The organism is Synechococcus sp. 1G10, assembly GCF_002252625.1.
Lineage (GTDB): Bacteria > Cyanobacteriota > Cyanobacteriia > PCC-6307 > Cyanobiaceae > Regnicoccus_A.
Map to the genome: position 1 here is coordinate 197,759 of NZ_NQKW01000002.1, position 13,578 is coordinate 211,336.

Consider the following 13,578-nt stretch of genomic DNA (forward strand, 5'->3'; position numbering starts at 1 on the left):
TTCGCCCATGCAATCCGCCCGTCTCACCACTCTCCTGACGTCCCATCTGGTGGTGGCGCTGATCGCCTTGGTGGGCATCGGTGGAGCCACCAGGGTTATGGAAGCCGGACTGGCCTGTCCGGACTGGCCACTTTGCTACGGCACCTTCCTCCCCGGCCGCCAGATGAACCTTCAGGTCTTCCTGGAGTGGTTTCACCGGCTGGATGCCTTTCTTGTCGGGCTGGCTCTGGTGGCCCTCCAAGTGGTTGTGCTCAGGCGGCCCGCCGGCAGGCGTCCGGCCTGGCTGATCGCTGCCAGCGCAGCCGCTCTTGGCCTTGTGGCGGTTCAGGGGTTGCTCGGCGCGCTCACTGTCACCCAGCTTCTCCGTTTCGATGTGGTGACTGCCCACCTTTCCACAGCGCTCGTGCTTGTGGCCCTGGTGAGTGCCATCCACCAGGGACTGGCAGATCCTGACCTGCTGGCACTTTCGATGAATTCCCGCCCAGCCGCTGCCCGGGCCCTGGTTGCAGAGCCGATCGTTGCTTCGCCCCTGGCCTGGCTTGGGCGCAACGGTTGGTGGCTGGCCTCCGCCATCACCGCTCTGGCGGTTTTCATCCAGTCTGTCAGCGGTGCGCTGATGGCCACCCAATGGGCCTCTGGCAGCTGCCTCAAGTCAGGGGTCGCCTGCGGCTGGCTGGCCCTGCACCGTCAATTGGCTACCCCCGTGGCCGTCTCTGTCCTGGTGCTGGCGGCTGCCCATCTGCTGGTCAGCCGGAAACGGAGTCGACAAGGCCCCTATGCCCTCGCCGCGCTGCTGCTGGTTTGCCTGCAGATCGCCCTTGGAGTTCTCACGCTTCGCTTCTCCCTGGCGGTGCCGTTGGTAACGGTGGCCCACCAGCTCACCGCCGCCCTGCTGGTCGCGGTGCTCAGCGCTCTGGCGATGTCCCACCGGCCGATCACCTCCTCCGAGGCAATCACCTCCGTCCAGCCCCAGAACCCCCGTCTCGAGTCCTGCCATGGTTAGCGCCACCAGCCTCATCCCCCAGCTCAGCAGCCGCGACCAGGTGGTCCCTTCCCGCTCCAAGCTGCGCTTGCCACCCTGGCTCGAAATCGCCAAACCCAGACTGATTCCCCTGCTGCTGGCCACCACCCTGGGGGGAATGGCCCTTTCCGAGGGCTGGCCGATGACGGCACCGCGGCTGGCCTGCACCCTCGGCGGTGGCGCCCTGGCCTCTGCGGCCGCCGGAGTGCTCAATTGCCTCTGGGAGCAGGAGCTTGATGGGCGCATGCTGCGCACCAGCGGCCGTGCCCTGCCCTCCGGCCGGCTTTCGGCCGGCACCGCATTCGCCGTGGCCGTCTCGCTCACCTGCGCGGCTGCCCTGCTGCTGGTAAGCGGCGTGAATTGTCTGGCTGCGGGGCTTTCCCTGCTGGGCCTGTGCAGCTACGTGCTGCTCTACACCGCCCTGCTCAAGCCTCGCACCACCCAGAACATCGTCATCGGTGGGGTGGCCGGAGCGATCCCTCCCCTGGTGGGCGCTGCCGCGGCCACCGGCCATGTGGGCCTGGGCGGCTGGTGGCTGTTCGGCCTGGTGATGCTCTGGACCCCCGCCCATTTCTGGGCGTTGGCCCTCCTGCTCAAGGAGGACTACCGCTCGGTCGGGATTCCCATGCTGCCGGTGGTCAAAGGCACCGAGGTGACCGCGGCGGCGATCGGCCATTACGCCCGCGCCACGGTGCTGGTGAGCCTGCTTGGGGTGCTCGCGCTCCCCACTGGCGGCTGGCTCTACGGCCTGCTGGTGATTCCCTTCAATGCCCGCTTGCTGCAGATGGCCCATACCCTGGGCCTCAATCCCGATGAGGTCGCCCCGGCCCGGGGACTGTTCCGCTGGTCGATCCTTTATCTATTCGGCATCTGCCTGCTGCTGCTGCTGGCCAGGCTGCCCGGAGCTGAAACCTTCAGCCTCCAGGCCGGAGAATTGCTGGCTGCTCTCAACCTCCCCTCCCCCGCTTTCTAGATTGCAAGCTCCCATTGGCAGGGCCGGTGTGTCAGCAGTACAGCCAGAAGCCATGATCCATCTGGATCAGATCAGCAAGGCGTACGGGCCGGTCGTGGCCCTTGATGGCCTCAGCCTTCATGTTCCCGCCGGCAGCCTCTATGGCCTGCTTGGACCAAACGGGGCCGGCAAGACCACCGCCCTGCGCATCCTCTGCACCCTGCTGGCCCCGGATGCCGGTGGGGTTCGCGTGGCTGGTATCGATGCACTTCAGCAGCCGCGCCAGGTGCGCGAGCGCCTGGGGTACGTGGCCCAGGAAGTGGCCATCGACAAGATCCTCACCGGACGGGAGATGCTGCGTCTCCAAGGCGCCCTGTACCACCTGGCTGCGCCCCACCTGCGCCAGCGCATCGACGATCTGATCCAGCTTCTGGGTATGGGGGGGTGGATCGACCGTCGCTGCGGCACCTACTCCGGTGGCATGCGTCGCCGCCTTGATCTGGCCAGCGGCCTGCTGCATCAGCCCTCGGTGCTGGTGCTGGATGAACCCACCGTGGGACTGGATATCGAGAGCCGTGGGGTGATCTGGCAGGTGTTGCGGCAGCTGCGCGACGCCGGCACCACGGTTCTGCTCAGCAGCCATTACCTGGAGGAGATCGATGCCCTCGCCGATCGGCTGGCGATCCTTGACGGGGGCCGGGTGATTGCCGAGGGCAGCCCCAGCGAGCTCAAGCGCGCTCTTGGCGGTGATCGCGTCACCCTGCGGGTGCGCGAATTCAGTGATGAGTCGGAGTCGGCCCGGGTGCAGCAGGTGCTGCAGGGCTGCCCGGGCGTGCGCCAGGTGGTGGTCAACCGTGCCCAGGGACATTCCCTCAACCTGGTGGTGGATGGGGAGGCCGTGATCGAGCAACTGCGCCGCCAACTGAGTGAGGCCAAGCTTTCCGTGTTCTCACTCTCCCAGAGCCGTCCCAGCCTCGATGACGTCTACCTCCAGGCCACCGGCCGTACGTTGATGGATGCCGAACTGGAGGTGGTCGGCAACCGTGATCCCAAGGCCGAGCGCAAGCAGGCCATGCGCTGAGTTACTTCCCACCATGTCCTGCCCGATCTCCCGACTGCCCGCTTCTTCCGTCCCCCGGCCATGACCAGCGCTTCGCCCCTGACGCTCAACGCCACCCTGCCCGATCAGGGTCCGGCCCAGCGTTCCGCCTTCGCTGACCTCAGCCAGGAGACCCTGGCCCTCACCCGCCGTTTGTTCCTGCAGCTGGCCCGACGTCCCTCCACCCTGGTGGCGGGGGTGCTGCAGCCCCTGATCTGGCTGGTGCTGTTCGGGGCGCTCTTCGCCAAGGCTCCGGAAGGTCTGCTGCCGGATGGCATGAGCTATGGCCGCTTCCTGGGGGCTGGGGTGATCGTCTTCACCGCCTTCAGTGCGGCCCTTAACGCCGGCCTGCCGGTGATGTTCGACCGGGAATTCGGCTTCCTGAACCGGCTTCTGGTGGCCCCGCTGCGCTCCCGCAGTTCGATCGTGTTGGCCTCGGTGCTGTACATCACCAGCCTCAGCCTGGTTCAGAGCCTGGCGATCATGGTCACAGCCTCCCTGCTGGGTTACGGCTGGCCGGGCGGCGCCGGCCTGCTGCTGGTGCTGGTGACCCTGCTGCTGCTGGTGTTTGCCGTGACGGCCCTCAGCCTGGGGCTGGCCTTCACCCTGCCGGGTCACATCGAATTGATCGCGGTGATCTTCGTGGCCAACTTGCCCCTGCTGTTCGCCAGCACCGCGCTGGCTCCGATTTCCTTCATGCCCACCTGGCTGGGCTGGCTTGCGGCCCTGAATCCACTTACCTTCGCAATTGAACCCATACGCGCTGCCTACGCAGGCAGCTTTTCTCTTCAGGCGGTAGTCCTGGAAGCCCCCTACGGGGATCTCACAGGTCTCGCCTGTCTGGCCATACTCGCCGCTCTTGCCATCGGCCTCTTTCTCCTGATCCGTCCTGTTTTGGATCGCAAACTCAGTTGAGTCAACCCGTGTCCACCACCGATTCCCTCCTTGACGCAGACGCCATGTCCCAGGTCAGCACAAGGCTCTCTCCCAAGGACCTGCGCGAGGCTCTGGAGCAAAGAGACGGGGCCTTGCTCGCGGCCCACTCCCTGCGCTGGGCTCACCGCCATGGGATCGAGGCGCTGGAGATTCTGATCCAGGACCAGGCGCTTGATGAAACTGCCCGACTCTGGTGGCGCGAACAACTGGTATGCCCAACCCCGGCTGCAGTTGTCACGGAGGCTTTCCATGGGTCCCAGCCAGTGGAGGCAGTCGCGATCTCCTCGGCGACGGAGCCGTTGCTTACCCTCCCTGTCGATCAGGACTCTGTCCCCCTGCCCGCGGAGTGGCTGGTGCCTGCTGCTGCAGCCATTGACGATGGCGAGGCAGTTCAGCCTGAAGTGATGCAACTGGACGTGGCGGTCGTTGAACCTGCTGCCATTGAGCCCGTCGCTGCTGAACTCGCTGGTCTTGAGCCGGCGGCCGCTTCGCTCCAAGAGCCTCTGCCATCTCTGGCCGAGGCCTTCGGCCCGATTCCCGGACTCGAACCGCTGCCCAGCTTCAACGTCCAGGCGATCTTCGCGATGCAGTCGGAGTTGGCGGAAAGGCCCCTGGCCCCCCCGATCGTCCCGCCCGTGATGGCCGCCGCCCCGCCCGAGGAGCTGCAACTGGAGGCCTTCCCGCCGGTGGAGGCTCAGTTCCAGAGTGAAGTTCAGGCTGACTTCCAGGCTGAACTCCAGGCTGAACCCCTGGTTTCACTCCAGGAGGAGCTTTCGGCAGAAGCCTTTCCCATCTCTGAGGCCTCTACGGCTCCCATCCCGACGGCTCCCACTCCGGCTGAGTCGGCTCCCGAGAAGCCTGCTGAAACACGTCGCAATCCCTTTTCCCGACTGCGTGGCTTGCTCAAGGACTGCGTCGAAGAGGTGGCAAGCACCTTCGGCAACGACGATGAGGCGGCCTACAAGCCCGTGGAACCTGCGGCGGCATCGGCTGAGGCGCCGCTGATAGGCGAGCAACAGGCCGCTCCTGATGTCTCTGCTCCTCCCCATCCATTCCTCGACGCTTTCCCGGCCCAGCCGCCAGCTGCTCGTGGCCCGATCGCTCCGCCACCTTTCGCTCTGCAGCAGCCTCTTCAGCCCACCAGGCAGGAGCAGGGGCGGTGGCGTGCCGAACGCAACAGTTCCGCCAGCCGTGCTGCTCGGGCGAACCGGCCGGCCCCCGGATCTCCCGCACCCGCTCCCAGCCATCCTGCCCTCGACTCGCTGCGTTCGTGGCTGCCGGACGCTCTGGAGCAGGACGACGAACGTCAGGCTTCCTGAGGACTGTGGTCGTTGATTCAAGGCTGCTTCGTGGAGCGCTGCAGGGCCGCCTGATCGTCTCGGTCCAGGCCCCCCAAGGGTCGCCGATGCGTGATCCCTCGGTGATCGCCGCGATGGCGGAGGCCAGCCTGGTCAATGGAGCGCTCGGAGTGCGCCTCGAGAGCCCGGAGCACATCGGTGCTGTGAGACAGCGCTGCCCAGGTGCCCTGATCGTGGGTCTATGGAAGCGGGTCTACCCAGACAGCTCCGTGTACATCACGCCTGGATGGGAAGAGATGCGTGCCGTTTGGGCCGCGGGGGCAGACATCGTGGCCATCGATGCCACCGCCAGGCACCGCCCGGCGGGGGAAGAACTGGCCTGCCTGATCGAGCGGGCCCAACGCGATCTCAAGGTCCCGCTGATGGCCGATGTCGACAGCCTCGAGAACGGCCTGCGAGCTGCTGCTCTTGGCTGCCAGTGGGTGGGCACCACCCTGTTGGGCTATACAGAGGCCACAGCCGAACTTCGCCCCCCGGCCTGGGAATTGCTTCCGGTCTTTCGCGAGCAGTTGTCTCCTGAAACTGCGCTGATCTGCGAAGGGGGAATCGCTTCGGCAGATCAGGCTGTCATGGCGCTGGAAAAAGGAGCGGACGCCGTGGTCGTGGGCACCGCAATCACCGGGGTGGATCTGCAGGTGGCCGCCTACGTGGGGCGGATGGGCGCAGGCCGCTGATGCAGCGGCCTGCGAGCAGGGTCACATCATGCCGGGCATGCCCATGCCACCCATACCGCCCATGCCACCCATACCGCCCATGCCTCCCATGCCGTCCATTCCGCCACCGGCGGGGGCCGGCGGTTCCGGTTTGTCCGTGATCACCACTTCGGTTGTGATCAGCATCGCGGCGATCGAAACGGAGTCCTGCAGGGCCAGACGCACCACCTTGGCGGCATCGAGGATGCCGACGGCCACCATGTCGTCGTAGGCGCCGGTCATGGCGTTGTAGCCCTTACCCAGGCGCTGGGCTTCTGCAACCACCACCGAGCCGTTGGCACCGGCATTCTCGGCGATCTGACGGGCTGGAGCCGACAGGGCCCGCTGCACGATCTCTGCGCCGGTGCGCTCATCCCCGCTCAGCTCGGCGATCAGCGAGTCGAGTTCGCTGGCCAATTGCAGCAGCGTGGATCCACCGCCCGCCACGATTCCCTCCTCCACCGCAGCCCGGGTGGCATTGAGCGCGTCTTCGATGCGCAGCTTGCGGTTGCGCAGCTCGGTTTCCGTGGGGGCGCCCACCTTGATCACGGCCACACCGCCGGCCAGCTTGGCCAGGCGTTCGTTCAGCTTCTCGCGGTCGTACTCGGATTCGGTGGCCTCCAGTTCACGGCGGATCGAGGCCACGCGATCGGCCACGGCGGCGCTGTGGTCTTCTGTGCCCACGATCGTGGTGGTGTCCTTGCTGATCGTGATCTTGCGCATGCGGCCGAGATCAGCCAGGGCCACCTTCTCGAGGGTCATGGCCCGGTCCTCGCTGATCAGGGTGGCGCCTGTGAGGATGGCGATGTCCTGGAGCATGGCCTTGCGGCGGTCGCCGAATCCTGGCGCGCGCACGGCCGCCACCTGCAGCACCCCACGGTTCTTGTTCACCACCAGGGTGGCGAGCGCCTCGCCCTCCACGTCCTCAGCCAGGATCACCAGGGGAGAACCGGCCCGGGAAACGGCCTCCAGCACCGGCACCAGATCATTGATGCTGCCGATCTTGCGATCTGTCACCAGCAGCAGGGCGTTGTCGTACTCGCACACCTGGCGGTCGCCATCGGTGACGAAGTAGGGGGAGGAATAGCCCCGATCAAAGGCCATGCCCTCGGTTACCTCCAGCTCTGTGGAGAGGGAGCGGGATTCCTCCACGGTGATCACCCCGTCGGTGCTCACCGTGTCCATGGCCTCGGCCACCATCCGGCCCACTTCCTCGTCGCCGCCGGAGCTGACTGTGGCCACCTGACGGATGGCGTCGCCGGCCACGGGCTGGGAACGGGCGGCGATGCCCTCCACCACCCGGGCGGCGGCCCGCTCCATCCCGCGGCGAAGCCCCACCGGGTTGGCCCCGGCGGCCACATTGCGCAGTCCCTCGTGCACCATTGCCTGGGCCAGCACCGTGGCGGTGGTGGTGCCATCACCCGCCTGATCCTTGGTCTTGGAGGCCACCTGCTGCATCAGCCTGGCTCCCACGTTCTCGAATGGATCCTCCAGGCTGATTTCCTTGGCGATCGTCACCCCGTCATTGACGATGTCCGGTGCCCCGAAGGACTTCTCCAGCACCACGTTGCGGCCCTTCGGTCCGATCGTGACCCGCACGGCATCCGCCAAGGCGTTCACCCCCCGCTCGAGCGAACCCCTGGAGGCGTCGGAAAAGCTGATCAGTTTGGCCATCGATCGTGGAGGTGGTGGAGAAGGGCTGACGCCGGGGTGGGGCGACCTCCCAGGCGGAACTGGGTACGGCCTCCGTACCCAATTGGAATCAGCGTCCCACAGCGGCTGTGGCCCAGTCAGGAGCCTGCGGGTGGGGAAAGCCGAATCGCGCGCCCACCCGGGCGCTGCGGCCGGCTCCATCTCTCGATAGGGTCCTGCCATGGAGGAGAACCTGCGCGCCAGCCTTTCAGCCTCGGTGGCCGATGCGCTCACCGACCCCGCGATCGACACAGTCTCGGGGGCCAGTCTGATGGTGTTCCTTGTCATCGCCGGCCTTGGGCTGGCGATGGCTCTGGTCTACGTGCCTCTGCGGCTCTTTCTCACCATCACGGCCCGCAGCCGCCGGCTGCGGCTGCTGCAGCGAATCCGCCGCTTGCGGGAGGAGCTGGGGCAGCCGATTCAGTCGTGATCGGGCCTCAGCGCATCACCAGGCCGCCATCCACCTGCAGCACCTGGCCGGTCATGTAGGCAGCGGCTGGATCGGCGGCCAGAAACCGCACCACACCGGCCACGTCCTCGGGCTGACCGAGTCGGCCCAGGGGAATGGCCGCCTGGATCCGCTCCACGTCCAGGTCCTTGGTCATGTCTGAGGCGATGAAGCCGGGAGCCACGGCGTTGACGGTGACCCCACGGCTTGCCAGCTCGGCGGCAGTGCTGCGGGTGAAGCCGATCACCCCGGCCTTGGCGGCGCTGTAGTTGGCCTGGCCGGGGTTGCCCATCAGCCCCACCACCGAAGTGATGTTGATGATCCGGCCGCTGCGGGCCTTGAGCATGGTGCGGCAGACGGCTCGGGTGCAGAAGAAGACGCCGCTGAGGTTGAGGTCGATCACGCTCTGCCAGTCGGCGGTCTTCATGCGCATCAGCAGCCCGTCGCGGGTGATGCCAGCGTTGTTCACCAGCACGTCGAGTCGGCCGCTTCGGTCCAGCACCTGCTTGACCATGGCTTCCACCTCCGCCTCCTGGGAGACATCGGCGCGGTGACTCCAGGCCCGGCCGCCGGCGGCGTTGATGGCCGCCACCACCGCATCGGCGGCGTCGGCGGAAGCGGCAAAGTTCACCACCACCTCCGCCCCGCTGGCGGCCAGCTCAAGGGCGATGGCCCGTCCGATGCCGCGGCTGGCTCCGGTGACGAGAGCCACCTGGCCCGTGAGTGGGGCAACAGCGGATCCGCTCATCGGCAAGGCAGCAAGGAGGGAGTGATCGTATGCGCCTCCTGGCCGCACTCAGTTGGTCATCGCTTCGACTCCCTCCACGGCGGGGCCAAGCAACTGGGCGAGGCGTTGCAGTTCCTCCTTGCTGCCCATCACCACCAGCAACTGGCCCGGCAGCAGCCTCACATCGCCATTGGGGTTTGTGATCAGTTTCGGGGGAAGGGGAGCACTGGTGATCCCGCGGTACACCGATGGGTTGTTCTCATTCATGGCGGGCATGCGCACGGCCAGCACCAGGGCACCGGTGCGCTTGCGCAGTTCCAGCTCGGCCAGGGTCCGTCCATTGAGATCCCCCAGCAGCTGGCCGTTGTTGCTGATCTGAAACTCGTCCACCTCGCACTCCGATCCCGCCAGCAGTTCCATGAACTGCACCGCCAGAGGACGCAGGGCTGTCGCTGCCATGCTGCGCCCGCCGGCCACGTAGGGACTCACGACCTGATCGGCGCCGGCCAGCCGCAGCTTGCGCGCGCCCTCCTCGCTGTCGGAGCGGGAGATCAGGCGGCAGCGGGGGGCGATGCCCCGGGCACTGAGCACCACATAGAGATTGGCTGCGTTGCTGGGCAGGGCGGCCACCAGGCTGCGGCATTGGTGAATCCCCGCTTCCAGCAGGGTTACATCGAGGGTGGCATCGGCCTGAAGCACCGGCAGGCCGCTCTCCTCGGCGGCCTCCTTGCGGCTCTGATCCATCTCGACCACCAGCAGCGGCACGCCCTCGGCGGTGATCTGGTCGGCGATCTCCCGGCCGATGCGGCCATAGCCGCAGAGAATCACGTGGTCATTCATGGTGAGAAGCCAGCGGCGGAAGCGGAGTTCGCGCATCCGGCGGAAGTAGCCGGAATCGGTGAGCCCAAGCAGGCCCTGGATGGTCATCTGCACCACCACCAACCCCCCGGCGATCGAAAGGGTGGTCACCACGCGGCCGGCCCCGGAGAGGGGCTGGGTGGTGCCGTCGCTCCAGCCCAGGGTGGTTAGCATCACCAGCACCATCCAGTAGCAGTCCCCCCAGTCCCAGCCTTCGGTGAAGCGGTAACCCGCCGCCGAGAAATTCACCAGGGCCACCAGGGCGATCAGGGTGGTTCGCCAGGGTTGTCGGATCCGGGGGGAGGGAGGCCTGGGGCGTCGGCGCCTGGACTTTGGAGGCATCCGAGGGGCCGGGGTTGAAGAGTGGACGCTTAGCCCAGACCAAGGGCCTGAAGGACGTCAGCAACATCGAGCTTGTCCAGAGACGATGCTAGGCCGAGACCTTGTACACCCGCTCTGATGGGCAGGCTGTCGCCACTGCGCCCCAGGGCGACCAGGGGGGTGCCGCTGAGCAGAGCCAGTTCGGTGGTGATCGGGTCGCGGCTGAGCACCACGTCGGCGGCGGCCACCTGGGCGGCACGCTCAAGGGGACTGCCATCACGGCGGGCCTGCTGAATGCGCAGCTGGGGGAGCCGGGTCCGGATCGCCTCCGGCAGCTCCTGCCAGCGCTGGGCCGGCCAGTCGGGTTCCGCTGCCGTGGGCTGGGGGTCAGGGGCCAGCAGCAGCAGCGGGCCATCGCCTGCCGGCGCTGCGGCCACCGCCTTCTCCAGGGCGGCTTTGGGCAGGCTGAGGCGGTAGGCGCCCGCATCCAGGGGCACACCGATCGGCCGCAGCCAGGCCTCGAGCGTCTGGTTGGGCCAACCCGGCTGGCGACTGACGGTGGTGGTGGCTGAGAAGCCCCCGGTGGCGATCCGGGTGGGGATGTGGCCGAGGGACAGCATCAGATCGATCGCCCAGCCGCTGCCCAGATTCAGGCAGACCTGGAAATCGGGCTCGCGCGCACTCCCCAGCAGATTGGCCCAGTCGGCCAGGCTCACCCCCTGATCGAAGCCGTAACCAAGCACTTTCTCCACGGCCGGTACCAGCTTCCAGGCTGCAGCCACCCCAGCGGTGCAGACAACCTGCACCTGGGCATGGAGATGGCTGGCGACGGCGGCCACCGCAGGAACGGCCTGCAGCTGGGTTGCCATGCCGCCCGGAATCAGTACAAGTACACGCATCGGAGCGGTGGCTGGAAGGCGGCGGGCGGGCTGATTGTATGAATCTGGTCTGGTTTGTCCGCTGCGCGGGAGTCCCTTGTGCATTTGCTGATCGCCGCTGCAGGCAGTGGCCGCCGAATGGGCGCTGAGCGCAACAAGCTGCTGCTGCCTGTGGCAGGGCGCCCCGTCCTGGCCTGGACTCTGGAGGCGGCTCTGGCCACGCCGGACATCAGCTGGATCGGGGTGGTGGGCCAGAGCCGCGATCAGGCGGAGGTGGAGGCCCTGGTGGCGGCTGCGGCGCCTGAGCGCCCCGTGCACTGGATCGAGGGCGGGGACACCCGCCAGGAGTCGGTGCGCCTCGGCCTGGCGGCTCTGCCTCCAGACGCTGAAGCGGTGTTGATCCACGATGGCGCCCGCTGCCTGGTTGAGCCGGAGCTGATCAGCCGCTGCGCCGCCGCGGCCGCCCGAGGGGAGGCCGTGATCGCCGCGGTGCCGGTGTCGGACACGATCAAACGGGTGGCGGCCGACGGCACCATCGAGGACACTCCCGATCGCCAGGGGCTCTGGGCGGCCCAGACCCCCCAGGGCTTCCCCCTGGCCCAGTTGCTCCTCGGCCATGCCACTGCAGCGGCCGAGGGCTGGAGCGTCACCGACGACGCCTCCTTGTTCGAGCGCCTGGGCTGGCCGGTGCGGGTGATCGAGTCCTCGGCCTCGAACATCAAACTCACCACCCCCTTTGATCTCGCCATCGCCGGGGCGGTGTTGGCTGCCCGCAGCGACAGGGCCTAGAGCAGCAGGCTCAGCTCCCCGCACTCCCCATCCAGGCGGCAGGGAACCCCCAGGGGCAGGGCGCCGTTGCCGGGCTCATGGCCCACGGGCAGCCCCGCGAGCACGGGGATGCCGAGATCCGCGGTGCGTTCGCGCAGCACCTGCTCGAGGCTGAACCGTTCTCCGGCCGATATCCCCTCCCCGTCGGGCTCCTCACAGCCCTGAAAGCTGCCGAAGCCGATCCCCGCCAGCTGCTGCAGAGCGCCGCAGAGACGCCAGTGGGTGAGCATGCGCTCAATCCGGTAGGGGGCCTCCCCCACGTCTTCCAGGATCAGCACCGCCCCCCTGAGGTCGGGCAGGTACTGCGTGCCCAGGAGATGGGTAGCCACAGTGAGGTTCGCCACCAGCAGGGGTCCTTCGGCCCGCCCGCCCCGCCATGGGGTTCCCTGCAACGCTCCCGGCGCTTCCCCGAACAGCAGCCGGCGCAGGCGATCCTGGCTCCAGGACGGCTCGTCCGCCAGGGTGGTGACCATGGGGCCATGGACCGCGCCGCGGAGGCCCCTGGCCTGCTGGGCCAGCAGCAGGGAGGTCACATCAGAGAAACCCAGCAGCCAGCCCTCAGGCAGGGGCGGCGACTGCTCCAGCAGGCGTGCCGCTCCCCAGCCGCCCCGCACACAGGCCAGCAGGGCGGCCGCTTCGCCAGTGGTGGCAGAACCAGCCGGCAGCAGGTCGGAGAGGCGTTCATGGTCCCTGCCGGCCAGGTACCCCCAACGCCGCTCCGGGGCGAAGGGGAGCTCCACCTTCAGTCCCCAGCTTTCGATCACGGCGATGCCTGCTTCCAGCCGCTGGCGTTCCGCCAGGGCAGAGCTGGCCGCCACCAGCCTCACCCGGTCCCCCGGCCGCAGGGGGGGTGGCAACCAGTCGCTCATGCCCCGCGCCCCAGCACCAGGGCCAGCAGCAGCAGGGCGCCGAGTTGCACCTGGCGGCTGAAGTGCTCCCCGTAGCGGGAGCGCGGTGGCTGCCCCCGCAGGCGCTGGGCTTCCCGCTGCATGCCCGCGGCGGCGAGGGTCCACAGGGGCCAGAAGATCCAGATCACTCCGGCGTTGGTGGCTGCCACCGCCAGCAGCAGGGCGGCCGCTCCATAACTGAGGGCCACCGCAGTGGGGGCGCCCTCCCCCAGGCTGAGGGCACTGCTGCGGACCCCCAGGGCGGCGTCATCCGCCCGGTCGGCCATGGCGTAGACGGTGTCGAAGCCGAAGGTCCACAGCAGGGTGGCCAGCCAGGCGAGCGGCAGGGTCCAGCCTCCCCCCAGAGCGGCCGTGGCTGCGGCCCAGGGAATCAGCACCGCGAACCCCCAGCAGAAGGCCAGCACCAGCTGGGGATAGGCAAACCAGCGCTTGGCCGAGGGATAGAGCAGCACCGGCGGCAGGGTGGCCACCGCCAGGGTCAGGCACAGGCCGCGGCTGGGCGCCGGCAGAGCCAGCACCACCGTCAGCGCGACCAGCAGACAGGCCAGCAGCAGCAGCACCGCCTCGACCATGCCCACCCGGCCACTGGCCAGGGGGCGCGTGCGGGTGCGCTCCACCAGCGGATCGATGCGCCGGTCCCAGAGGTCATTGGCCACGCAGCCGGCGCCGCTCACGGCCAGCCCGCCGGCCACGATCAGGCCCACCAGGCTGGGAGCTGGCGGGGTTTGGGGGGTGAGCCAGAGGGCCCAGCCGGCCGGGATCAGCAGGATCAGACGTCCGCTGGGCTTGTGCCAGCGCAGCAGCTCGAACCAACCCCGCAGGGAGGCGCTGATGTTCATCGGCGCAGGTTATACGGCGCT

General features: G+C 67.9%; 14 protein-coding genes. 8 read left to right on the forward strand and 6 right to left on the reverse strand.

Features of this window, described 5'->3' with window-relative positions; all coding sequences use genetic code 11:
* Window positions 1–7 precede the first annotated feature (7 nt).
* The 6 genes from CJZ82_RS03035 to CJZ82_RS03060 are packed head-to-tail and all read left to right on the forward strand — an operon-like array spanning window position 8 to window position 6,040.
* Window positions 8–1,003, forward strand: a complete 996-nt coding sequence (locus CJZ82_RS03035) for a heme A synthase (RefSeq protein ID WP_094554314.1) — start codon at window positions 8–10, stop codon at window positions 1,001–1,003.
* On the forward strand, window positions 996–1,994 hold the full coding sequence (locus CJZ82_RS03040; protein ID WP_094554315.1) for a heme o synthase: 999 nt from the start codon (window positions 996–998) through the stop codon (window positions 1,992–1,994). Before CJZ82_RS03035 ends, CJZ82_RS03040 begins: the two co-directional genes overlap by 8 nt.
* A 52-nt stretch (window positions 1,995–2,046) precedes the next feature.
* Window positions 2,047–3,054 (forward strand): ATP-binding cassette domain-containing protein, encoded by a 1,008-nt coding sequence (locus CJZ82_RS03045; RefSeq protein ID WP_094554316.1) that lies wholly within the window; start codon window positions 2,047–2,049, stop codon window positions 3,052–3,054.
* 60 nt (window positions 3,055–3,114) lie between these two features.
* Window positions 3,115–3,987, forward strand: coding sequence for an ABC transporter permease (locus CJZ82_RS03050; protein ID WP_198949629.1), 873 nt, complete (start codon window positions 3,115–3,117; stop codon window positions 3,985–3,987).
* 44 nt (window positions 3,988–4,031) lie between these two features.
* Entirely contained in the window at window positions 4,032–5,327 is a 1,296-nt protein-coding gene (locus CJZ82_RS03055) for a hypothetical protein (protein ID WP_143593520.1), read from the forward strand.
* 5 nt (window positions 5,328–5,332) lie between these two features.
* Window positions 5,333–6,040: an N-acetylmannosamine-6-phosphate 2-epimerase gene (locus CJZ82_RS03060; RefSeq protein WP_094554318.1), complete on the forward strand. Its 708-nt coding sequence runs from the start codon at window positions 5,333–5,335 to the stop codon at window positions 6,038–6,040.
* 21 nt (window positions 6,041–6,061) lie between these two features.
* Here the strand turns inward: CJZ82_RS03060 and groL are convergent, their stop codons facing one another.
* On the reverse strand, window positions 6,062–7,732 hold the full coding sequence (groL, locus tag CJZ82_RS03065) for a chaperonin GroEL (RefSeq protein WP_094554319.1): 1,671 nt from the start codon (window positions 7,730–7,732) through the stop codon (window positions 6,062–6,064).
* 199 nt (window positions 7,733–7,931) lie between these two features.
* On the opposite strand from groL, the gene CJZ82_RS03070 reads away from it, so the two are divergent.
* Window positions 7,932–8,180, forward strand: a complete 249-nt coding sequence (locus CJZ82_RS03070) for a hypothetical protein (RefSeq protein WP_006170298.1) — start codon at window positions 7,932–7,934, stop codon at window positions 8,178–8,180.
* Between the two features lie 7 nt (window positions 8,181–8,187).
* Here CJZ82_RS03070 and fabG read toward each other — a convergent pair whose 3' ends face one another.
* Genes fabG through CJZ82_RS03085 form a run of 3 tightly spaced genes read right to left on the reverse strand, consistent with a single transcriptional unit; the run spans window position 8,188 to window position 11,003 of the window.
* On the reverse strand, window positions 8,188–8,946 hold the full coding sequence (fabG, locus tag CJZ82_RS03075) for a 3-oxoacyl-[acyl-carrier-protein] reductase (RefSeq protein ID WP_094554320.1): 759 nt from the start codon (window positions 8,944–8,946) through the stop codon (window positions 8,188–8,190).
* Window positions 8,947–8,994: 48 nt separating this feature from the next.
* Window positions 8,995–10,125 carry a TrkA family potassium uptake protein gene (locus tag CJZ82_RS03080; RefSeq protein ID WP_094554321.1) on the reverse strand — a complete coding sequence of 377 codons (1,131 nt, stop codon included), beginning with the start codon at window positions 10,123–10,125 and terminating at the stop codon, window positions 8,995–8,997.
* A gap of 29 nt (window positions 10,126–10,154) precedes the next feature.
* A complete protein-coding gene (locus CJZ82_RS03085) occupies window positions 10,155–11,003 on the reverse strand; it encodes a glycosyltransferase family 9 protein (RefSeq protein WP_198949630.1) in 849 nt (282 codons plus the stop codon).
* Window positions 11,004–11,081: 78 nt separating this feature from the next.
* On the opposite strand from CJZ82_RS03085, the gene ispD reads away from it, so the two are divergent.
* Window positions 11,082–11,771, forward strand: a complete 690-nt coding sequence (ispD, locus tag CJZ82_RS03090; RefSeq protein ID WP_094554323.1) for a 2-C-methyl-D-erythritol 4-phosphate cytidylyltransferase — start codon at window positions 11,082–11,084, stop codon at window positions 11,769–11,771.
* On the opposite strand, the gene CJZ82_RS03095 is transcribed toward ispD, so the two are convergent.
* Window positions 11,768–12,679 carry an LD-carboxypeptidase gene (locus CJZ82_RS03095; protein ID WP_094554324.1) on the reverse strand — a complete coding sequence of 304 codons (912 nt, stop codon included), beginning with the start codon at window positions 12,677–12,679 and terminating at the stop codon, window positions 11,768–11,770. The two genes, ispD and CJZ82_RS03095, sit on opposite strands and share 4 nt — an antisense overlap.
* Window positions 12,676–13,557: a 4-hydroxybenzoate polyprenyltransferase gene (locus CJZ82_RS03100; RefSeq protein WP_094554325.1), complete on the reverse strand. Its 882-nt coding sequence runs from the start codon at window positions 13,555–13,557 to the stop codon at window positions 12,676–12,678. The genes CJZ82_RS03095 and CJZ82_RS03100 overlap by 4 nt, the downstream gene beginning before the upstream one ends.
* Between the last annotated feature and the right edge of the window lie 21 nt (window positions 13,558–13,578).

Excerpts from the sequence above, each read along its gene's own strand:
- groL (WP_094554319.1), bottom strand. The coding sequence starts at position 7,732 with ATGGCCAAACTGATCAGCTTTTCCGACGCCTCCAGGGGTTCGCTCGAG.
- CJZ82_RS03080 (WP_094554321.1), bottom strand. The coding sequence starts at position 10,125 with ATGCCTCCAAAGTCCAGGCGCCGACGCCCCAGGCCTCCCTCCCCCCGG.
- CJZ82_RS03040 (WP_094554315.1), top strand. The coding sequence starts at position 996 with ATGGTTAGCGCCACCAGCCTCATCCCCCAGCTCAGCAGCCGCGACCAG.
- CJZ82_RS03085 (WP_198949630.1), bottom strand. The coding sequence starts at position 11,003 with ATGCGTGTACTTGTACTGATTCCGGGCGGCATGGCAACCCAGCTGCAG.
- CJZ82_RS03035 (WP_094554314.1), top strand. The coding sequence starts at position 8 with ATGCAATCCGCCCGTCTCACCACTCTCCTGACGTCCCATCTGGTGGTG.
- CJZ82_RS03070 (WP_006170298.1), top strand. The coding sequence starts at position 7,932 with ATGGAGGAGAACCTGCGCGCCAGCCTTTCAGCCTCGGTGGCCGATGCG.
- CJZ82_RS03100 (WP_094554325.1), bottom strand. The coding sequence starts at position 13,557 with ATGAACATCAGCGCCTCCCTGCGGGGTTGGTTCGAGCTGCTGCGCTGG.
- CJZ82_RS03045 (WP_094554316.1), top strand. The coding sequence starts at position 2,047 with ATGATCCATCTGGATCAGATCAGCAAGGCGTACGGGCCGGTCGTGGCC.
- CJZ82_RS03055 (WP_143593520.1), top strand. The coding sequence starts at position 4,032 with ATGTCCCAGGTCAGCACAAGGCTCTCTCCCAAGGACCTGCGCGAGGCT.
- CJZ82_RS03095 (WP_094554324.1), bottom strand. The coding sequence starts at position 12,679 with ATGAGCGACTGGTTGCCACCCCCCCTGCGGCCGGGGGACCGGGTGAGG.
- CJZ82_RS03050 (WP_198949629.1), top strand. The coding sequence starts at position 3,115 with ATGACCAGCGCTTCGCCCCTGACGCTCAACGCCACCCTGCCCGATCAG.
- fabG (WP_094554320.1), bottom strand. The coding sequence starts at position 8,946 with ATGAGCGGATCCGCTGTTGCCCCACTCACGGGCCAGGTGGCTCTCGTC.